Raw genomic sequence first — 22,046 nt, forward strand, 5'->3', positions numbered from 1 at the left:
AGCATGATCGAAAAAACGCTATATATAGTCCGCCATGGGCAAACCGATTTAAACAAGCAAGGCATAGTACAAGGCCGCGGTATGGATACCAACCTGAACGACGAAGGCCGTTTACAAGCCAATATGTTTTACCAGGGTTACAAGGATGTACCATTTGATAAGATCTATACATCCGAACTCAAACGTACCCAACAAAGCATTCAACAATTTATAGATGCGGGTACACCTTACCAAAAACTTTCGGGCTTGGATGAGCTTGCATGGGGAGTGCATGAAGGTCAGCCAAGTACGCCTGAAACCAAGTCGGCTTTTATGAAACTCATGAGAGAATGGACCAGCGGCAATCTCGACATCAAGTTTGAGAAAGGGGAGAGCCCCAACGAGGTTTTGCAGCGTCAGAGAGAGGCACTGAAAACTATTATGAGCCATCCGGATGAAAAGAATGTGCTTATATGTATGCACGGCAGGGCCATGCGCCTTTTTTTGTGCCTGCTTACCAATCAGCCGCTTACCCAGATGGAGAAATTTCCGCACCAAAACCTGGTCTTGTACAAAGTAACATATGATGGCAGCCGGTTTGAGATAGCCGACTTTAACAACGCCATCCATTTGCAAATTCACTAAGTTAATTTCTTGAAAAAGATCAGAATATCGGCAGTTAGTTATACTAACACCAAACCTTTTCTATACGGTATTCAGCATACCGATATAATAAACAAAATAGAGTTAAGCCTGGACATGCCTTCAGATTGTGCTCAGAAACTGATAGACGATGAGGCCGATATTGGCCTTATTCCTGTAGCTGCCATCTTAAGTTTACCTCAATGGCACTTGGTGTCTGATTATTGTATCGGCGCTGTGGGTGCAGTAAACTCAGTATTCATTTTTAGCAATTGCCCAATTGAGCAGGTCAAAACGCTTCAGTTAGATCCCGAATCAAGATCATCGAATAATTTGGCAAAAGTACTGCTTAAAAATTATTGGAAGATAGCGCCGGAATTTATAGTAAACGCAGCTAACTACGGTACGCTGAGCAATGAAAATGCTGCATTTGTACAGATAGGCGATCGTACTTTTGGTAAGGCCGATAAATATCCATACGTGTATGACCTTGCTGCCGAATGGACCAATTTTACGGGCTTGCCGTTTACATTTGCGGCTTGGATAGCCAATAAACCAATTCCTGAAGAATTTATTGCTGAGTTTAACCAAGCCTTACAATATGGCCTCGACCATCGCAACGAGCTATTTGAGGAAATGACCATGCGTTCGGATTTTGACCTGAAAGACTACTTGCTTCACAAAATCGACTACCCGCTTACCCAACCTAAGAAAGAAGCTTTACACCTATTTTTAGAATACATCAAATCTTTGTAAATTACATACATCGTAAATTTTATTAGACTTTGTTATCAACTTAATATATTAAACATTTTATACTTAACATATTCATAAAATAAGATTATCAAATGAGCGGTAATTTTAATTTGTTAAAATTTAGCAGCATATATTATCAAATTATCATAAAAGTTCAAATTTATTTATAATATTTATATCTGTGACGTATATTTGTTGCGGATTTAAAATTAGGACATAATAAAATTTGAATATCATGAAAAAGTTAACCTTAATCGCCTTAGTTACTTTATTAAGCTTCGGAGCTTTTGCTGCTGATGGTGTTAAAAAAATTGATGACACTGATAAAGTGTCAAGTTATGTAATGCGTCAGTTTGAAACCGAATTTGGTGATGCAAAAGATGTTACCTGGACTGTTAACGAAAACTACAACAAAGTAGAATTTACTGCTGATAACGTAAAGATGGCTGCATTTTACGATGCAAACGGTAAATATATAGGTCATACAGAAGTTGTTACTTACAATGCTTTACCAAGTGCCGCCCGCAAGCAAATTGCCCGCGACTATGAAGGCTTCCATGTAAAAGAATTGATTCGCTTTCAATTTGCTGATGCACCAACATCTGCTTTAGCACGTTTAACTGCCATCAGCATTTATGATGATGAGGTTTACTTTTTAAGTCTTAATAAAGCTGATAAACAAGCTACTTTGAAAATCAGCCCGTCATCTTCTGTTGAGATACTGAGCAAGAACTAATTAACGCTTCAATAATATAATACAGCCGCACCAAAAGTGCGGCTTTTTTTGTTTCAAAAATTGCGCTGTTAGCGCTAATGGCTATAAAAAGGCAAACAACTTAGGATTTAAGTGCTTTATATAAACAGGGGACTTAAACCATTTACTATGTCGAAAACAATAATTGTGGCCAACCGGCTCCCTGTAAAAATTCAGGAAAGCAATAACGAATACCATTTAATTCCCAGTGAGGGTGGATTGGCAACCGGCTTAGGTTCGGTTTATAAAAAAGGAGATAACGTTTGGATAGGCTGGCCTGGCCAGGTAATAGAAGATGACAAGCAGGAGCAAATAGCAGACCGTTTGCATGACCTGAGCTTGATACCGGTTTACCTTACACGCGATGATGTAAGCGAATTTTACGAAGGTTTTTCTAATGATGTATTGTGGCCGGTGTTTCATTATTATGCCTCCACATATACTACTTACAAACCGTCGAACTGGGATTATTACCAAAGCGTAAACGAAAAGTTTAAAGAGGTAGTGCTGGCAAATGCCGAACCGGGCGATACCATCTGGATTCATGACTACCAGCTGTTATTGCTGCCATCACTCATCAGGAAAGAGCGTCCTGACGTGGCTATCGGGTTCTTTCTTCATATACCTTTTCCGTCGCATGAAATGTTCAGGCTTATTCCCTGGCGTAAAGAATTACTGGAGGGTATGTTGGGCGCCGATCTTATAGGCTTTCATACGTTTGATGATGTGCGCCACTTTCTAAGTTCGGTAACGCGTATATTGCCCACACCTGTATCATCAAACGTGGTTACCTGCGGCGAAAGATCCATCGTGATAGAATCTTTCCCTATGGGTATAGATGCCGAAAAGTATGCTTCGCTAACCCAACAACCGGCGGTACAGCAGCAAGCAGAAGAGATTAGAGACATCTTTAAAAATAATCAGTTGATCTTGTCTATCGACCGCCTTGATTACAGCAAAGGCATACTTCAGCGTTTACAGGCGCTTGAACTACTTTTAGAAGAACATCCTGAATATATTGGTAACATTACGTTATATATGCTGGTGGTACCATCGCGCGATAGCGTTCCGCAATATATGCACCTGCGCGACCAAATAGATAAAAAAGTGGGCAACATTAATGCACGTTACCGCACCATTAATTGGACACCTATAAGTTACTATTACAGATCTTTCCCCATAGAAACCATTGCTGCGCTATACAGTGCTGCCAACGTGTGTTTGGTTAACCCAATGCGCGACGGTATGAACCTGGTGAGTAAAGAGTATGTAGCTACACGCACCAATAACGATGGGGTACTGATATTAAGTGAAATGGCAGGTGCATCTCACGAATTAATTGATGCACTGATCATTAATCCTAATAATGTTGTCCAGGTAAAAGATGCAATTATTGAAGCGCTGAACATGCCGCTTAAAGAACAGCAGCAGCGTATGAAACAAATGCGTGCGCTGGTAACAAAATTTAACATAAACCATTGGGTAGCCCTTTTTATGGAGCGCCTTAACGAAGTAAAACTAATGCAACGATCAATGCAAACAAGGCATGTACATTCGGCTACGGCGCAATCTATTGTTAACCGTTACCATAATACCAGTAAGCGCATTATCTTTTTAGATTACGATGGCACCCTGGTAGATTTTAAGCCAACAGCTGATGAAGCTACACCCGATAAGGAGCTTTACAGCATTTTAGCCCAGTTATCTGCCGACCCTAACAACCACTTGGTTATTATAAGCGGACGTAAACATGAAAATCTGGGCGATTGGTTTGGCGATAAAAACATTTATCTGATTGCCGAGCACGGTGCCTGGTTTAAACAGCAAGGTATGGAGTGGCATAAAATAAATGGCCTGTCTACCTCATGGAAGAAAGACATTATGCAAATTTTTGAAAAGTATGTAGACCGTACGCCGGGATCGTTTATTGAAGAAAAAACCTATTCGCTGGTTTGGCATTACCGCAAAGCGCAGCGCGGCTTGGGCGAGTTACGTGCCAATGAGTTAATGAACACCCTGAAGTTCCTGGCAACAGATAAAGGCCTGCAACTTCTTCCCGGCGATAAAGTGGTGGAGGTGAAGAATATGGAGATCAATAAAGGCAAGGCAGCCCTGAGTTTAGTGGAGCAAAGCGACTATGATTTCATTATGGCTTTAGGTGATGACTTTACGGATGAAGACCTATTTAAATCACTGCCAGACAGCTCTATATCTATCAAGATTGGAACCGGAGCTTCAGCTGCTAAATTTTATCTCAACAATCCTAAAGAGGTGAGGGGCTTATTGAAAACAATGAGCGCTAACGTACCCGTGCTTTAATTTGATAATAAGAAAAAGGACTGATCTTAAGCAAGATCAGCCCTTTTTTGTGCTCTATATTTTACAAAAATATTGGGCGATCTAATTTAGCGGCAATACGGTAAGCTGCATTCATCAAACCTACGTGGCTATATGCCTGCGGGAAATTACCCCATTGGCTGCCATCTTCTTCGGCAACATCTTCGCTAAACAGCAACAGGTGATTAGAGTATTGTAAAATGTTCTCAAATTCGCGTACCGCATCGTCCATGCGGCCTACACAGGCCAAAGCCTCTACATACCAAAACGCGCAGATTAAAAATGTAGTTTTAGGTTTGCCAAAATCATCGGCATGCAGGTAGCGGTAAAACAAGCCTTTAGGTGTTTTCAACTCTTTTTCTAATGCAATTAAATGATCTTTGGCCCTGTCTGATGCCGGGTCTAAATAATTCATCAGTATGAGTTGCAGTGTGCTTGCATCCAGGTAGCTGCTGCCGGCAGCGTTGGTGTACACCTTACGTTCGGCATCGTAGCAGCTCTCTATATGCTCGGATGCTCTTGCTTTCATAGCCAGCGCCCGGCTAAGCAAGCCCTCGTTCTCAATAGTACGGGCCATTTTTTCGGCAGCACAGGCACCTGCCCATTGAAACAGGTTACTGTAGCAATGAATATTAGCCATATTACGGAACTCCCATATACCGGCATCTTTCTCGTCAATGGTACGCTCAATCTTACTTAACAAGTAGTCAACCCAACGGGCAGAATCTTTACGTTCATCAAAAATGAAACGTTGATCGGTATACAACGGCAGTACCGAAACCATTACTTGTCCGTAAATATCATTTTGGATGTGCTCTGAGGCTTGGTTACCTATACGCACAGGCTGGTTGCCCTCGTAGCCGGCTAAATCAACCGTAAATTCCTCAAGGTCTTTTTTACCGGTAATGCCATACAAGGGCTGGTACCTGAAATCTTCAGAAAAAGAAAGATCGGTTACGTAATTGAAATACTTTTCCATTTCTTCAAAATGGCCAATATGGTTAAGCGAACTTATTACATAGTACGTATCGCGCAGCCAGCAATAGCGGTAATCCCAATTGCGACCGCTACCCGGCGATTCGGGTAAACTGGTAGTACTCGCTGCTATGATTGCGCCGGTATCTTCATACTGATGTATTTTTAAAGCCAGGGCCGAGCGTATAACGTATTGCTGGTAAAACCCTGCAATGGAGGAGTGTTTGATCCAGGTGCGCCAATATTGTACCGTTTCGCGTAAAAAGCGTTCGGCTGTGCTGGTAAGGGGTGCTTCCAACGGTTCGCCGTAGGTCATCACCAGGTATTTACAATCGTTAAGCACAAATGGCTGCTCGTCAAAAACGTAACTGATAGGGATGTTTGTGGTTAACCTGATCTTTTCTTCGCCACCCAAATACTGAATGTGATTGCTGCCACGGTTTACATCTAATTTAACCGCGCCATATTCTGAAACCGGCGCACACTTTACTTTAATACGCGGCGAACCATCTAAAGCTTCTATTTTACGAATGAACATGAGTGGTTTGTAGTAGCGTTGGTGCTCCTGAAAACGGGGTGCAAAATCGGTTATACGGTAACGTCCGCCTGCTTTTATCGTAATTTCGGTAATAAGCACGTTGGTATTTTCGAGATAGTATTGATAAGAAGTATATTCACCTTCGGGCAAAATAGAATACTCACCGCCTTTTTCTTTATCCAGCAATCCTCCAAAAATAAAAGTACTGTCAAAACGCGGCCAGCAAAGCCAGTCTACATTGGTGTTTTTATTAATATGGGCTAAAAAATTACAGTTCCCGATTATACCGGTGTTATACGTATGCTTCATTTAATCAATATTTAGAGGAGCGGTCAAGTATGCATCCAAATCAAAGCAACAACGTTTTAAAGTTAATGTTGTAAGAAAATGAAGGATAAATACTGTTAAATTTTCTCAAACGGGCTATAATTATAACGCAATATGAAAATCGTTGTCCTTTAAAATACGTCCTTATAATTACCACATAAACAGACAGTTGAGCGGTTTAATGAAAAAAAATAAAATATTATTGTATTATTCTAAAATTTATATATTTGGAGTAAAATATAGCCTAATTTACTGTTACCTGTCTGAATGTTAGCATTTCGAGTTTCAGTTTACTATTACAATCTCTTATAAACTTATACAATTAATATTATGAAAACTGGAAAAATAAAATGGTTTAATACTCAAAAAGGTTTCGGCTTTATTATAACCGAAGAAGGAAAAGACCTGTTTGTGCATTTTAAAGATGTTCAGGGCGGTGTAAACGCTATAAAAGATAACGACGACGTTGAGTACGAAGTTGAAGAAGGCAGAAAAGGATTACAGGCTGTAAAAGTTAAAAAGATATAATTACCCGTTATGGTTATATAAGCCCTTGCATTAGCAAGGGTTTTTTTTTGCCCATTATTTTATATTAATTAGCAATTGTTAAAATCAAGCAAACGTGACGTTAAGTAACACCACAACCCCTAAAGCCAAAAACGTAATCTTCCTGGTCATTGTAGCATCGCTGGGCTACTTTGTTGATATTTATGACCTGCTCATATTTTCCATAGTGCGTGTAAAAAGCCTGCACGACATTGGCGTGAGCGACGCAGATATGCGCACCAAAGGAGAATTCATCATCAATATGCAGATGTTTGGCTTGTTATTGGGCGGCATTCTTTGGGGCATCATTGGCGATAAACTAGGCCGCATTAAGGTTTTATTCGGTTCGATACTGCTTTATTCGCTCGCCAATTTTGCCAACGGTATGGCTACCAGTTACAACATGTATGCTTTAGTGCGGTTTGTTGCGGGCATAGGCCTGGCCGGCGAACTTGGTGCCGGTATTACCCTGGTGAGCGAAACCATGAGCAAAGAAAAGCGTGGCTATGGCACTATGATCGTAGCAGTAGTAGGCTTGTTAGGTGCGGCGGCAGCAGCTACCGTAGCACAATATGGCTGGCAAAAGGCTTATTTTATTGGCGGTGGCTTAGGTGTGTTGCTGTTATTGCTTCGTGTGGGCACTTTTGAGTCGGGCATGTTTAAGCAGGCAGAGCAAAGCAACGTAGCTAAAGGAAACTTCATGATGCTTTTTAACGATAGAAAACGCTTTGTTAAATACCTGTGTTGTATTTTAATTGGTATGCCGCTGTGGTTTGTGGTAGGTATCTTAATTACTCAATCGCCCGAGATAGGTAGAGAACTTGGAGCCCTGCAACCACTAAGCGCAGGTACCGGTATTATGTATACCTACATAGGCCTTTCTGTTGGTGATATGTTTGCGGGTTTGTTTGCACAGTTGACCAAATCGCGTAGGCTAACTATGCTCGTATTTCAATTAATGTCGGTAGTTAGCGTGCTGGTTTACTTAAATGCTCACGGCATAAGCCAGGGACAATTTATTGGCATTTGCTTATTCATCGGCTTCTTTATAGGGTACTGGGCTACATTTGTTACTATTGCTTCAGAGCAGTTTGGTACCAATATCAGGGCTACAGTAACCACTACCGTCCCCAATTTTGTACGCGGTGCACTCATTCCTATCACCTTGGGTTATGAGTATTTTGTAAAATATTTTACAGCCCGCGGTTATACCAATAGTATTATTTTAAGTGCCTATATAATGATGGCTATAGTGACCATTATATCGCTTATTGCCTTAAGCCGTTTAAAAGAAAGCTTTGGCAAAGATTTGAACTACGTTGAACATAACGATGGCGAAACCGGTCGGTTAAATGTAGCATCTGAAATGAACGTTTAACATTGCGCACAATTTTTGCACATTTGTGCCAATGATAACTAAAGAAGAAATAGCAGCTGCCTATCAGCAAATTCAGGACGAAATTTGTGTAAGCCTGGAAGCTGCCGATGGCGCTGCACGCTTTGAAGAAGAACTTTGGGAACGCGAAGGTGGTGGTGGTGGCCGCACGCGTATTATTCAAAACGGCAGCGTACTCGAAAAAGGTGGCGTAAATTTCTCTGCTGTAGAAGGTAAACTGCCCGATAGCGTAAAAAAAGCGCTAAAAGTTGAACAAAGCGATTTCTTTGCCACGGGCGTTTCCATTGTAATGCATCCTAACCATCCTATGGTGCCCATCATTCACATGAATATCAGGTACTTTGAAATGCCATCATCTTTTGATGAAGGACAGCCATTGCGCTGGTTTGGCGGTGGGATAGATCTCACGCCTCACTATGTGATCGACGAAGATGCCCGTTATTTTCATCAGCGTTTAAAAACTATTTGCGATCAATTTAACGCCGACTTTTATCAGCGCTTTAAAACCTGGGCCGACGATTATTTTTTCATTAAACACCGTAACGAAACACGGGGTATAGGCGGCATATTTTACGACCGTTTAACTGCTACCGATGAACTAAGTTGGGAAAGCATCTTTGAATTTTCTAAAGCGCTCGGCCGGTCATTTGCCACTACTTATACAGAACTCATTAAACGTAACCGCTTTAAAGAGTTTACACCCGAGCAGCAGGAATGGCAATACGTACGCCGCAGCCGCTATGCCGAGTTTAACTTGGTGTATGATGCCGGTACCAAATTTGGGCTGGAAACCAACGGGCGAATCGAATCTATTTTGATGAGCTTGCCGCCCACTGCAAAATGGATCTACAACCACGAGCCGCAAAGCGGGAGCGAGGAAGAAAGAACTATAAGTTTACTGAAGAAAAACATTAACTGGATATAATTTACAACATGGTAACTGGAAAATTAGGTTTAGCAGCTGGCATCCTTATCTTATCTGCAGCGTGCAATAATTCGGGCAGTTTAGAGGGCAAGTGGCAATATGCCGGTGGCACTTACAATGGCAAAAAAGAAGGTGGTACCGATGGTTACCAACTGCAACGCACCTATACCGGTAAAAATTTCGAGGCGTTCCTGATAGAAGGAGCGAGCGAGCCACAAAAGTATCAGGCAGGCGATTATAAACTCAATGGCGATAGCTGCCTGGAGACCGAAACTTTCAGCACCCAACCCTCCAAACTTACTGGTGTAGCTGTGCACTACCAATACAAGCTAAAAAACGATACACTGATTTTTTCAGGTAAGTTGCCCACCGGAGTACAAGTAGAAGAACACTGGACCAAAGTAAAATAGCCTAAAAACTTTGATATTTTATTGCTCATGCAATTGCTTGCAGAGTGTTTCTCAACACCCCTAAATGTTAGTAAAAAGACACTGATTCTTACTTAAAATTCGTATCTTCGCAAGTCAAATTTTTCGCATCAACCTGAATATTTGAGCAAGATTTTCTCACATAAAAACTGAAATGGCTGAAGACAATTCACAGAACGAAGACAGAATCATTCCTATAAACATTGATGAAGAAATGCGGTCGGCTTACATTGATTATTCAATGTCGGTTATCGTATCAAGAGCACTGCCCGATGTGCGCGACGGTTTAAAACCCGTACACAGACGCGTATTGTTCGGTATGCTTGATTTAGGATTAGCCAGTAACAAGCCCTATAAAAAATCGGCCCGTATTGTGGGCGAGGTTTTAGGTAAATACCACCCGCATGGCGATTCCTCGGTTTACGATACCATGGTACGTATGGCCCAGGACTGGAGCTTACGCTACCCACTGGTTGAAGGACAAGGAAATTACGGATCTATTGACGGCGACAGCCCTGCGGCCATGCGTTACACCGAGGCCCGTATGCAAAAGCTGGCCGAAGAGATGATGGCCGACATTAATAAAGATACCATCGACTACCAGTTGAACTTTGATGATTCATTGGAAGAGCCGAGCGTATTGCCTGCTAAAATTCCCAACTTGCTTATTAACGGTGCATCGGGTATTGCGGTAGGTATGGCCACCAACATGGCGCCTCACAACTTAACCGAAGTTATTAATGCCACCATTGCCTTAATTGAAAACCGCGATATTGAGGTTGCCCAATTAATGGAACATATTAAGGGCCCCGATTTCCCTACAGCCGGTATTATTTACGGTTATGAGGGTGCTAAGGATGCTTTTGAAACCGGACGTGGCCGTATCGTTTTACGTGCACGTGCCGAAATTGAAACGTTTAACAGCGACCGCGAACGCATCATCGTTACCGAAATACCTTACCAGGTAAATAAAGCCAACATGATTGAGCGTACGGCCGAACTGGTGAACGAGAAAAAGATCGAAGGTATTTCTACTATTCGTGATGAATCGAGCCGTGAGGGTATCCGCGTGGTTTATGAAATTAAACGCGATGCCAATGCCGCTATCGTACTCAACAATCTTTACAAATACACTTCACTTCAAACCTCTTTCAGTGTAAACAACATTGCACTGGTTAAAGGCCGCCCAATGCTGCTGAACCTGCGCGATATGATCCACTACTTTGTGGAGCACCGTCAGGAAGTGGTGGTACGCCGTACCCGTTACGAGCTTGCCGAGGCCGAAAAACGTGCCCACATCTTAGAAGGTTTGCTGATCGCTTTAGATCACCTGGATGAGGTTATCCGCTTAATACGAGCTTCATCAACTCCTGAAGAGGCCCGCGACGGTTTAATGACCCAGTTTGGCTTAACCGAGATACAGGCCCGTGCTATTTTGGATATGACCCTGCGCCGTTTAACCGGACTGGAGCGTGATAAAATAAAAGATGAGTACGCCGAATTGATGAAACAGATAGAATATTATAAGTCTATCCTTGCCGATCCAGTTTTGCAGATGCAGATCATCAAAGACGAACTACTCGAAATTAAAGAAAAATACGGTGATGAGCGCCGTACCGAAATGGTACACTCAAGCGCTGAGATGATGACCGAAGACTTCATTGAAGATGAAGATGTGGTGATCACTATTTCGCATGAAGGTTATATTAAACGTACGCCGTTAACCGAGTATCGCCGTCAGGGCAGGGGCGGTAAGGGTGCATTAGGCAGCAACAGCCGCGATGAAGACTTTATTGAGCACTTACTCATTGCGTCTAACCACAACTACATGCTGTTCTTTACCGAGGCAGGGCGTTGTTTCTGGTTAAGGGTATTTGAAATTCCGGAAGGCAGCCGTACATCAAAAGGCCGTGCTATCCAGAACATCATCAACATTCCTAAAGAAGAAAAGATCAAGGCTTACATCAAGGTGAAGAACCTGAAAGATCAGGATTACCTGGAGAATAACTTTATCATCATGTGTACCAGTAAGGGTACCATCAAGAAAACTTCTTTAGAAGCTTATTCTCGTCCTCGTGCCAATGGTATCAACGCTATCAACATTAACGATGGTGATTCTCTATTGGAAGCAACCTTAACTACCGGTAGCAGCGAAATTATAATGGCGCTGAAATCGGGCCGTGCTATCCGCTTTAACGAGTCTACCGTTAGACCAATGGGACGTACCGCAACAGGTGTAAGAGGTGTTACTTTAGAGAATGATGCCGATGCTGTTGTGGGTATGATTGCCATCAACGATTTAGAGACTACTATACTGGTGGTTTCTGAAAAAGGATATGGTAAACGTACCGATGTTGAAGACTACCGCGTAACCAACCGTGGCGGTAAAGGTGTTAAAACCATCAACGTTACTGAAAAAACAGGAAAACTTGTTGCCATAAAAGATGTTACTGATGGTGATGACCTTATGATCATTAACCGCTCGGGCGTTATTATACGTATTGCCATGAACCAACTGCGTACCATGGGACGTGCAACGCAAGGGGTGAGGTTGATATCGCTTAAAGAGAGTGATGAAATTGCTTCGGTAGCTAAAATTGAACACAGCGAAGAAGAAGAATTAGAACAGGCCATTGAAAGCAGCCTCGACGTAACTGGTACCGATGTTGGCACCGAAGATGACGATAGAGAAGCATTAGATGATGCACCTGAAGACACTGAAAACGAATAATATATGAAGTTAAGCCGTAAAATCATAACACTGGTTTTATTTGGATTGTTTACCGCACCTTTAACCGGCTTTTGCCAATCAGAAGCATTAAAGGTTGTGGTAAACAACCTGGCTTATTATAAACAACACTCCGAGCTTAAGTACCTGGCCAATGCCAAAAAATCGGTAGATAGTTTGATCAAAACCCGGTCAGACTCTTCCAGTTTAGGTAAGAACATTTATAAGGCTATCGTTTACTCCAGCATAGCCTACATAGATTCTGCCAACAAGCTTAACCAGCCCGACAACTTCTTTGATCAAACGGTTGCATTGGTTAACAGGCTTGCCGCCAGCAAAAAGATCTATAAATATCAAACTGAGCTCAACTTTTCCAAGCGCTGCCTGGCCAATGTATTTATACGTAGGGGATTTGACCAAACACGGCACTTAGATTTTAATAAGGCGGTAGAATCATTTGAAAGTGCACAAGCTTATGCACCAAATTTTTCTCAGATCAACGCTTATATTGCTTACGCTAATACCCGTGCGGGACGCTTACCCGAAGCTGTTAAATTTTATAATACGCTCATTACTGCAGATAGTGTAAAAACGGAGTACGTTATTGCAGCCAGCAATATTTACAAAACCATGGGCGATACATCAAAGGCGCTTGATATACTGCAAAAAGGCCGTAGGTTTTTACCGGCCGACAAAAGCCTGATGCTGGAGGAAGCCAACATTTATAATAATAAAAAAGATTACCGTTCGCTGGAACCTATGCTAAAAGGACTGCTGGATAGCTATCCTAATGATGCAGAGGTGTATTTTATTGCCGGTAATTGCTATGATCATTTAGACCAGGCAGACAGGGCAGAGTCATTGTACCTGCGTTCCATAGAGCTCAATTCATCGGGTTATGACCCGGTTTATAACCTTGGTTTATTGTATTTAAAGCGCAGCGCAAACAATAAAAATGCCGCTGATGCCGAAAAAAACAGGCTGGTTGCTGCCCAATGGTTGCAAAAGGCATATGAAATGGCACCAAAAAACGTTAATACATTAAAGTTGCTGCAGCTTATTTATGCAAAAAATGGCAACGAAGACCAACTGAACTATATAAATTATAAATTGCAACAATTAACTAATTAGAAATATCTATGAAAATTAAGTTTCTTATCGCAGGTACGATTGGCCTGTTCTCATTATCGGCCTATGCGCAGAAAGGCGAATTATCCACGGCCCAGCAGGAGTATGACAAGTATGAAACACTGCGTCAAAACAAGTCAATGGCCACTATGGCTTCAACCAGTATCAATACTGCAAAAGCCTCGATAGACAAAGCATCGGCAAACGAAAAAACTGCTGCTTTACCACAAACCTATGCGTTAAAAGCGGCTATTTACAGCACCTTAGCTTATAATGATACTGTAGCAACCACATCAACACCGTTATTTACAACTGCCAGCGAAGCGTTAAAAAAAGCTAAAGAGGCTGATGCTAAAGGTGAGTACAAAAGGCTGATCGATGCCTCTAATCAATACCTGGGTTACTACCAGTTGAATAAAGGCGTAAAGGAGTTTCAGGCTAAAAAATATGAAGATGCTTACAAAGCATTTGATTTTTACCGCAGTGTTTACCCTGAAGATACTACGGCCATTTATTACAGCGGTTTAGCTGCTGCTAACTCAAAAAATTACCCGGTTGCTATTAGCAATTATAAAAAGCTGGTAACTACTAACTACAGCAGAAGAGCAGATATTTATTCTGACCTTTCTAACATGTACCTGATGCAAAAAGACACTGCAGCAGCGCTTGCAGCTGTAGGAGAGGGCGTTAGTAAATTCCCTGCCAATGCATCGTTACGCGGTCGTGAAGTTGAAATTGCTTTGCAGCAAGGTAAACAAGCTGAGTTTGTAGATAAAATTCAGGCTGCTATCGCTAACGATCCTAAAAACAAAACCTTATATTTTTATTCAGGTATTGCTTACGGTAAAATAGCTGATGCACAGGCAAAAATTGCTAAAACTGCTAAAGATCCGGCTGCAAAAGCTGCTGCACAAAAAGCTGTAACCGATAACACTGAAAAAGCTGCTGACGCTTACAAAAAAGCAGTAGAAATTGATCCTGCTTATTTTGAAGCTAACCTGAACATGGGTTACATCTTAATGACATCTGCAGTTGAAGATTTCAATACAGCTAACAAAATGCCAATGAGCAAGCAGAAAGAATACAATGCTTTAATGGCTAAAGTAAACGCTGCTGCCGACAGAGCAAAGCCTTACTTAGAAAAAGCTGTAGAATTGCAACCTAAAGATCAAAGTGCTTTAGGCAACTTAAGAAATTACTACATCATCAAAAAAGATAATGTGAAAAGCGCTGAGATCAAGAAAAGACTCGACGCTGCTCAATAAATAAAAGAGGGGTTCATAATTGGAACCCCTTAATTTTAAAACTTCTATTTAACATAATGTTAATTATGAGAATAAAAAAACAAAATTTTCGGCATTGTAAATTGAATGACCAACAAAAAAGCCCTGCTAATTGCAAGGCTTTCGTTATTGGGAATTATTGTTTTATTTCAAAGAAGCATTGATGGCTTTGGCCGAATCAAGATGCGTCATTAATTTAGGAATACTTTTTTCGGCCAAATCATTTAGCGCTTTATTCGTATTATTCGTGGCATCTTTAAACATATCAACTACTTTGCTATGATCTTTAACCATCATTTGCATGTAGGCTTTATCAAATGCCGGTCCCGATAGCTTAGCCATATTGTCTATCATCATTTGATGATCAGGGCTCAGCGTATCGGTAGCCGCTTTTAAAGTCACATATTTATCTTCAGCAAGTTTAGCAATATCTTTATCCATGCTGCTATGATCTGCAATCATCATTTTAGCAAAGTTGATAACACGCGGGTTTTGCGATTTTGATTGTGCTACAGTTGCCGCCTTAATTTCGGTCATACCAGCCTCGTGAGCACCTTTGATAAAACCCATGCCTTGGTCGTCTACCAAAGTCTTTTCGTTAAAATTCTTCGCCCTTTTATTGTCATTACAGGCCATAGTTGATACAGCAAGCAAAGCAATTGCACTTAAATAAAGTATGTTTTTCATTTTGTAAACAGATGAAGTTTGCAGATAATTATTTTAATAACAATTAAATGTTAAACTGGTTTACAAAGCCTGCTATTAATCTAAAAACAATACTCCTTGCTTAAGCTAAGTTACGCCCTGCGTTCACAATACCATAAACAGTACGTATTACCAACTTGCTGTACGCGCTTTTTAACTCTTCATCTTCAACGCTCTTCAACTTTTGCAATGCATAGTGCTGTACCACTACCAAAGGTAAAATAATACGCTCACGCATAGCGATGGAACGTTTCTCTATCGGGTATTCCTGCATCAGTTCCTGGTTGCCGGTCAATTCCAGCAAAATATTTTTGGTCAGATCGTATTCTGCTTTTAACTGCTTCCAAAAATCACCATAATGCTCGTCATGCTCCAAATGGGCCGTGATCCTGAAATCAGACTTAGACATCGACATCATACAGTTATCGATCATAGTTTTGAAGAAACCTGAAGATTTATAAAGGTCTACAGCGTTCTGCCATTTGCCGGTATCTTTGGCTTTTTGTAAGGCCGAACCAACTCCGTAGAATCCGGGTACGTTTTGTTTCAGTTGGCTCCATGAGGTTACAAAACTAATAGCCCGCAAATCTTCTAATTTAAGCGGTGCACCGGCATTGCGTTTGGTTGGCCTGCTGCTGATGTTGATGTTTGACAATAATTTTAGCGGACTCAAATTCTCCAGGTATTCTGTAAATAGCGGATGTTTGCGTAAAGCAATAAACTTCTCATAGCTTTCATCGGCCATGGTAGTGATCAGCTTTTTGTGTTCTTCGTCCAGAAAATCGCGGTGATTTGGATGAAGTGCAGATGTTACGCCGGCATTAACCAGCTGTTCAATATTGTATTTTGCCGTATCTATAGATCCATATTGTGAACTAACTGTTTGTCCTTGTATAGTTAATTGAATATCGTCATTCGCAATTTCTTTACCCATAGCCGCGTAAAAACGGTGGGTTTTACCGCCGCCACGTGCCGGTGGTCCCCCTCTCCCATCAAAAAACGCAAGTTCTATGTCATACTTTTTAGTGATTGCCGTTAGTTCCACTTTAGCCTGATAGATAGACCAGTTAGCCATCAAATAGCCACCATCTTTAGTACTATCAGAGAAACCCAGCATAATCATTTGGCGGTTACCACGCTTCTTCAGATGTTCTTGGTAAAATGGATGCGTATACAAGCGCTCCATTACTTCGGCTGCGTGTTTAAGATCGTTTACAGTTTCAAATAGCGGCATAAAATCTATGGTGAGGTTTTCCTTTTTCCAGCCGCTCCATAAAAACAAGTTCATTAGGATTAATATATCCGATGCCTGCTGGCAATTGCTGATAATGAAACGGTGACTTGCCTTTTCTCCATTTTGTTGCTGTATTTGATGCATTAAACGAATGGTACACAGCGTATCGTTAATCATCGGGTCCATACCCTTTTTTTCTCCCTCTATACAAGGATAATCTACCTCATTAAAGCTGATGAGTTTTATTTTTTCGTCTTCGCTCAATTCATCAAACCCTTTTTTGGGCAATCCATTATTCAGTTCAGTTTGTTCCAGACCATACTGAAATACGCTACGGAGCACCCGGCTATCCTGACGTATATCTAACCCGGCAAAGTAGCAGCCGTATAATTTTACTTTGAGCGATAGATCATCTATAATATCTAAAAAGATGCCATCGTGATCTTTAACCAATGTGTCTTTAATACCATCCAGCAAATCAATCATTTCCTGCTGTAAATTACCGGCTTCGGGCTGTGGGTTAAAGGCGTTGAGATATAACAAGTCGCCCAGTTTCGCCATTGGCTCTTCCACCCCTCTGAAAGTTATCCGGCGCTTCAAAATGCGATAATCGCGGTAATAGCACCTGAAAATTATTTGACGCAAGGTGGCGGCAACTGTACGGGTAGAATCGGTACGCACGTTGGGGTTCCCATCGCGATCACCACCGGGCCAAAAGCCTAACTCAAATATCTGGCTGGTGAGTTCCTGCAAATCGAACTCCTCGTTTAAGCGGGTTTGAATGCCGGCCAGCGCATAATAAAACACATGTTCCAGGAACCAGATCAGGCTAATAGCTTCATCAACCGGCGTGGGCGATGTTTTATTGAAGAAGGGAGTTTTACCTAATTGTTGTAGTAAAAGGTTAACCGTATTGATGTCGTTAGTTTTTAACGCTTCAATCAAATCGGTCATAATGGTTAACACTGTGCCAGGATAAAATTGCGTAGGGTGCGCCGTTAATACCAAGCGTAACGAGAAGTTTTTCAGCTTCTCCCTAATCTTATCGCGCATTTCGTCATCGGCCGAAATTTGCTGTAACAAACCTTGAAGTGTACCGCTATCATCGGTACGGCTCAACTTATTGAACGATGAATCTTCAATGGCATCAAACAATACTACCTGCCTTTCAATATATTGTATGAAGCGAAACAGGCGGTTAACTTGTTCGCGTTCATCCACGCCCGGCACATGCTCATCAAAAAATGATGTAATAATATCTGAAGGTGATTTAAGCTGGGCTACCCCCTTTTCACAATGCGATGCGAAGAAAGGAAGCAGTATACCAGTATCTTTTACCTGGTAAAACGGCAGCGTTAAAAATAAGCTATTATACAATTCAAAACGGGTAACTACTTCTTGGGTAAACGTAGTTTCGCGGTTACTGGAGTGTTGTGGTGCGGGCATAGTTAACTCGGTAAATTTTGCGTTAAACACTGTTATTGCTTAACGGGGTTAAAATACGCATCTTATGTACAATTATTCAAACTAAGGTGATAAAATATAGTTATTTGGTAGACTATTTAATAATTGTGTAACATGCTGCGGCAATTATATATTTTTGCATCATAGCGCCCATCTGTTAACAAGCCAATGTCTGTTCAAACCCGCGAAATAAAAAGCTTTTTTTTTAGCCAGTACTTTTCTGATGGACTGCGCATTAGCACCGGGTTATTGCTTCCGGCAGTGCTATTTGCACAGTTTGGAATGCTGCAAACAGGCATCACCCTCTCGCTTGGTGCAGCATGTATGAGCGTAATTGACAACCCTGGCCCTGTTATTCATAAGCGTAACGCCATGCTTATTGGCAATGCGCTCATGTTTATGGTTATTGTAGTAACCGGTTACGCCCGCCTTAACTTGTGGACGCTGGGTGCTGAGGTTACCTTACTTTCTTTCCTTTTCTCGTTCCTGGTTATCTATGGCAACCGTGCTGCTGCCATTGGTACCGCCGGCTTGCTGGCCATGATTTTTGTGATGGATAAAGCCATACCTCGTCCGGATATTTTTCAAAATGCCTTAACTGTACTTTCTGGCGGCATATGGTATATGCTCATGAGCCTGGTTTTTTTTGGCATACGCCCCTATCGTGCCGCACAGCAGGCTTTGGGTGAAAATATCAGCGATATTGTGGATTTTCTGCGCATTAAAGCCGATTTTTATTTACCCGAAACCAGTATTGAGGACAATTACCGCAAGCTGGTATCTAAACAGATACAGGTAAGCCAACACCAGGATGCCGTGCGAGAGCTGTTGTTTAAAAGCCGTTTGGTGGTTAAAGAGTCTACCAATTACAGCCGCATGCTGGTGCTTACCTTTGTTGACCTGGTAGACTTGTTTGAGCAAATTATGGCCACGCATTATGACTACAGTCACATGCGCGAACAATTTGCCAAGACCACCATTTTGGAAGATATAGGCCATCTATTGCATCGCATGGCTAATGAGTTGGATAATATTGGTTATGCGGTGCTATCCAATACCTCGTACCGTTCTATAGATAACTTTAATGCAGAATTAGAAGAGCTGAAAGCAAAAATGGATGCCATTAGTGCTGATGAGCATACAGGAAGCGTTTTGGTTCTAAAGAAAGTACTCATTAACCTGCGCGATCTTAACCACAAGATCATCAGCATACACCGCTACCACAAAATAAGATCTTCTAAAAAGCAGCGGATCGAAAAAACGCCGGAAGTGGAATACGATAAATTTGTAGCCCACCAGGATTTTTCGCCAAGGTTGCTTTTAGATAACTTAACGCTTAAATCTACCACATTCCGTTTCGCGCTACGGGTGTCTTTGGTTTGTCTTACGGGCTTTATCATTACCAAAAGCAGTGCGCTGCTGCATTTAATAAATGCCATTACGGGTCACAAAATCGCTTTCGGACAGCATAGCTATTGGGTGATACTGACCATTATTGTAATTATCAAACCTGCCTTTAGCCTTTCCAAGCAACGCAACTACCAGCGTTTAATAGGTACCATTGTAGGGGGCGCTGTAGGTGTGGCTATCCTTACTTTTGTACATAACGATAATGTGCAGTTCATTTTTCTGGCGGTGCTCATGATTGGTGCTTATAGCTTTGTCAGGGTAAATTATGTGATCAGTATTATACTGATGACGCCTTACGTGCTTATCCTTTTTCGCTTTTTGGGTGTGGGGCACATTAATATTGCTGAGGAACGCATTGTTGATACCATCATCGGGTCTGTTATTGCACTGGCAGCTAACTATTTTATTTTCCCTACCTGGGAGTCAGATCAAGTGAAGCAGAGCTTGCACGAAGTATTAACGTCGAACGTAAATTACCTGGTTAAGATAGCTGAAAGCATTACCGGCATACCAGTAAGTGTTACCGAATATAAGCTGGCGCGTAAAGATGTGTACATTAAATCGGCCAACCTTTCGGCCGCGTTTGAGCGCATGACTTCTGAACCCAAAACAAAGCAACGTAAAAGTAAAGATGTACATAAGTTTGTGGTGCTTAACCACATCCTGTCATCTTATGTGGCTACCATGGCATCGGCCATATCAGGTAAAGGTATACAACGCTCAAGCGGCGAAAATCTGAAGTTAATTAAACGAAGTATTGTTATTTTGAATGATGCCGCTAAAAAGCTGGGCGGCAAAGCCATAGAATTCAGTGCTGAAAAACTACCCACTGAGCAACCTGAAGCCACTCCTGCCACCGCCGATGATAACCTGATCAAAGAACAACTGGGCTTTATTCACAAGATAAGTACCGACGTGGCGAAAATCAGCGATAGCTTTTTGGAGAATGCTTCTTAAATCTTAATAAATATTACTTCATTGCGAGGTACGAAGTAATGACGGCTTTTAATGTCTAAACCGTACTCTATAATAATTCGTTAGCCAAATTAGCCAATTCGCTCCGCTCGCCTTTTTGCAGGGTAACATGCGCATATAAAGGGTGGTTGCGGGCTTTATCAATAAGATAAGAAAGGCCATTACTTTCCGCATCCAGGTAAGGGGTATCTATTTGGTAAATATCGCCGGTAAAAACCACCTTACTATGCTCTCCTGCCCTCGATATGATGGTTTTTATTTCGTGCGGTGTAAGGTTTTGCGCCTCATCTACCATGAAAAATATTTTGGTTAGCGTGCGGCCACGTATAAAGGCCAATGGTGTAATGGAGATCTTATCGGTAGAAACCAGTTCGTCTATTTTATGCTGCATCTTTTCGTCGCCTGCAAACTGATCTTTCAAAAATTTCAGGTTATCCCAAATGGGTGCCATATAAGGGTCTATTTTCGATTTGGCATCGCCTGGTAAAAAGCCAATATCTTTATTAGCCAAAGGTATGGTGGGCCGGGTAACATAAATTTGCCGGTAATGCTTACGCTGTTCTAATGCACTGGCCAAGGCCAGCAGGGTTTTACCGGTACCGGCATTGCCCTGAATAGTTACCAGCTTAATGTCGGGATTTAACAACGCATGCAGCGCAAAAGCCTGCTCGGTGCTTCTGGGTTGTATGTTAAAGGCCGATTGTTCCCCTAACTTTTGCATTTCACCACGTTGCTGATTGTAAAAAGCAGGGATGGCAACTTTCTTACTTTCCAATGTATAAAACATGTTGCCACCCGGTGGCGTAATGTTAAACTGATCGATAGATAACGTTTGCTGCTTATTAAGCTGCGATAATGTTTTTTCGGGTATTTTGTTGAGTACTGCTCTGCCTGTATACAGTTCTTCCAGGTTTTTCACCTTGCCGGTTTCGTAATCTTCGGCATGCAGGTTAAGGGCTTTAGCTTTCAGCCGCAGGCAAATATCTTTAGATACCAGCACCACCTTCTTAGCCGGGTTTTCTTCCTGCAAATTAAGTGCAGCGTTAAGGATGCGATGATCTATCTTGTTATTGCCAAATATAGCTTCGGCATTGGTATGCGATACTTTGTCTATAATTACTTTAAAACTTCCTTTTTGCTTGCCGTTTAGCGGTAACCATTCGGTTAGCACATGGTTTTGCGAGTAATTATCCATAAGGCGGATAAAGCCCCGGGCTTCGAAATTGCGCGTGTCATTACCGGTCTTCATGTTATCCAGTTCTTCCAACACCTGGATAGGAATGGTAACATCATGCTCCTGAAAGTTTTCAAATGCATTATGGTCATACAATATAACCGATGTATCCAGCACGAAGATTTTCTGGGTTTGCTTACTTGCCCTGCTCTTAACCTCTTTACTCATGTAGGGTAAAAATAGTTATTTTACGGTATAAGCAATTAAAAATGATGAGTTGTTGTTTGGTTTAGTTAGAGCGTATGGGTTGGCATGGAAAATACTGCATGCATTTATCAGCCA

At 41.7% G+C, this 22,046-nt stretch carries 16 protein-coding genes; 12 read left to right on the forward strand and 4 right to left on the reverse strand.

The features are described from left to right. Positions 1-3 precede the first annotated feature (3 nt). From IEV61_RS13005 to IEV61_RS13020, 4 genes are all read left to right on the forward strand, one after another. Positions 4-624: a histidine phosphatase family protein gene (locus IEV61_RS13005; RefSeq protein WP_188417340.1), complete on the forward strand. Its 621-nt coding sequence runs from the start codon at positions 4-6 to the stop codon at positions 622-624. 9 nt (positions 625-633) lie between these two features. Further along, the gene (locus tag IEV61_RS13010; RefSeq protein WP_188417341.1) at positions 634-1,377 is read left to right on the forward strand and encodes a menaquinone biosynthetic enzyme MqnA/MqnD family protein; all 744 of its coding nucleotides are present in this window, start codon (positions 634-636) and stop codon (positions 1,375-1,377) included. 235 nt (positions 1,378-1,612) lie between these two features. Continuing rightward, the gene (locus tag IEV61_RS13015) at positions 1,613-2,113 is read left to right on the forward strand and encodes a hypothetical protein (RefSeq protein ID WP_188417342.1); all 501 of its coding nucleotides are present in this window, start codon (positions 1,613-1,615) and stop codon (positions 2,111-2,113) included. Between the two features lie 147 nt (positions 2,114-2,260). Next, entirely contained in the window at positions 2,261-4,450 is a 2,190-nt protein-coding gene (locus IEV61_RS13020; RefSeq protein WP_188417344.1) for a bifunctional alpha,alpha-trehalose-phosphate synthase (UDP-forming)/trehalose-phosphatase, read from the forward strand. A gap of 61 nt (positions 4,451-4,511) precedes the next feature. Here IEV61_RS13020 and IEV61_RS13025 read toward each other — a convergent pair whose 3' ends face one another. Next, positions 4,512-6,290 carry a glycoside hydrolase family 15 protein gene (locus IEV61_RS13025; RefSeq protein ID WP_188417346.1) on the reverse strand — a complete coding sequence of 593 codons (1,779 nt, stop codon included), beginning with the start codon at positions 6,288-6,290 and terminating at the stop codon, positions 4,512-4,514. A 348-nt stretch (positions 6,291-6,638) separates the two neighbouring features. On the opposite strand from IEV61_RS13025, the gene IEV61_RS13030 reads away from it, so the two are divergent. From IEV61_RS13030 to IEV61_RS13060, 7 genes are all read left to right on the forward strand, one after another. After that, on the forward strand, positions 6,639-6,836 hold the full coding sequence (locus IEV61_RS13030; RefSeq protein ID WP_188417348.1) for a cold-shock protein: 198 nt from the start codon (positions 6,639-6,641) through the stop codon (positions 6,834-6,836). Between the two features lie 94 nt (positions 6,837-6,930). Beyond that, positions 6,931-8,232: an MFS transporter gene (locus tag IEV61_RS13035; protein ID WP_188417350.1), complete on the forward strand. Its 1,302-nt coding sequence runs from the start codon at positions 6,931-6,933 to the stop codon at positions 8,230-8,232. Positions 8,233-8,263: 31 nt separating this feature from the next. Continuing rightward, the gene (gene hemF, locus IEV61_RS13040; protein ID WP_188417352.1) at positions 8,264-9,175 is read left to right on the forward strand and encodes an oxygen-dependent coproporphyrinogen oxidase; all 912 of its coding nucleotides are present in this window, start codon (positions 8,264-8,266) and stop codon (positions 9,173-9,175) included. An 8-nt stretch (positions 9,176-9,183) separates the two neighbouring features. Further along, positions 9,184-9,585 carry a hypothetical protein gene (locus IEV61_RS13045; protein ID WP_188417353.1) on the forward strand — a complete coding sequence of 134 codons (402 nt, stop codon included), beginning with the start codon at positions 9,184-9,186 and terminating at the stop codon, positions 9,583-9,585. A 172-nt stretch (positions 9,586-9,757) separates the two neighbouring features. Further along, the gene (gyrA, locus tag IEV61_RS13050; RefSeq protein ID WP_188417355.1) at positions 9,758-12,334 is read left to right on the forward strand and encodes a DNA gyrase subunit A; all 2,577 of its coding nucleotides are present in this window, start codon (positions 9,758-9,760) and stop codon (positions 12,332-12,334) included. 3 nt (positions 12,335-12,337) lie between these two features. Continuing rightward, entirely contained in the window at positions 12,338-13,462 is a 1,125-nt protein-coding gene (locus IEV61_RS13055; protein WP_188417357.1) for a tetratricopeptide repeat protein, read from the forward strand. 8 nt (positions 13,463-13,470) lie between these two features. Further along, the gene (locus IEV61_RS13060) at positions 13,471-14,724 is read left to right on the forward strand and encodes a tetratricopeptide repeat protein (protein ID WP_188417358.1); all 1,254 of its coding nucleotides are present in this window, start codon (positions 13,471-13,473) and stop codon (positions 14,722-14,724) included. 162 nt (positions 14,725-14,886) lie between these two features. Here IEV61_RS13060 and IEV61_RS13065 read toward each other — a convergent pair whose 3' ends face one another. Beyond that, on the reverse strand, positions 14,887-15,429 hold the full coding sequence (locus IEV61_RS13065) for a DUF4142 domain-containing protein (RefSeq protein WP_188417360.1): 543 nt from the start codon (positions 15,427-15,429) through the stop codon (positions 14,887-14,889). A gap of 100 nt (positions 15,430-15,529) precedes the next feature. Next, a complete protein-coding gene (locus tag IEV61_RS13070) occupies positions 15,530-18,127 on the reverse strand; it encodes a phosphoenolpyruvate carboxylase (RefSeq protein ID WP_188417362.1) in 2,598 nt (865 codons plus the stop codon). Positions 18,128-18,313: 186 nt separating this feature from the next. Between IEV61_RS13070 and IEV61_RS13075 the strand changes: the two genes are divergently transcribed. Next, positions 18,314-20,512 carry an FUSC family protein gene (locus IEV61_RS13075; RefSeq protein WP_188417364.1) on the forward strand — a complete coding sequence of 733 codons (2,199 nt, stop codon included), beginning with the start codon at positions 18,314-18,316 and terminating at the stop codon, positions 20,510-20,512. A 67-nt stretch (positions 20,513-20,579) separates the two neighbouring features. Here the strand turns inward: IEV61_RS13075 and IEV61_RS13080 are convergent, their stop codons facing one another. Then, positions 20,580-21,932 (reverse strand): PhoH family protein, encoded by a 1,353-nt coding sequence (locus IEV61_RS13080; protein ID WP_188417366.1) that lies wholly within the window; start codon positions 21,930-21,932, stop codon positions 20,580-20,582. Between the last annotated feature and the right edge of the window lie 114 nt (positions 21,933-22,046).

Origin of the sequence: Mucilaginibacter galii, from assembly GCF_014635825.1 — a bacterium.
Lineage (GTDB): Bacteria > Bacteroidota > Bacteroidia > Sphingobacteriales > Sphingobacteriaceae > Mucilaginibacter > Mucilaginibacter galii.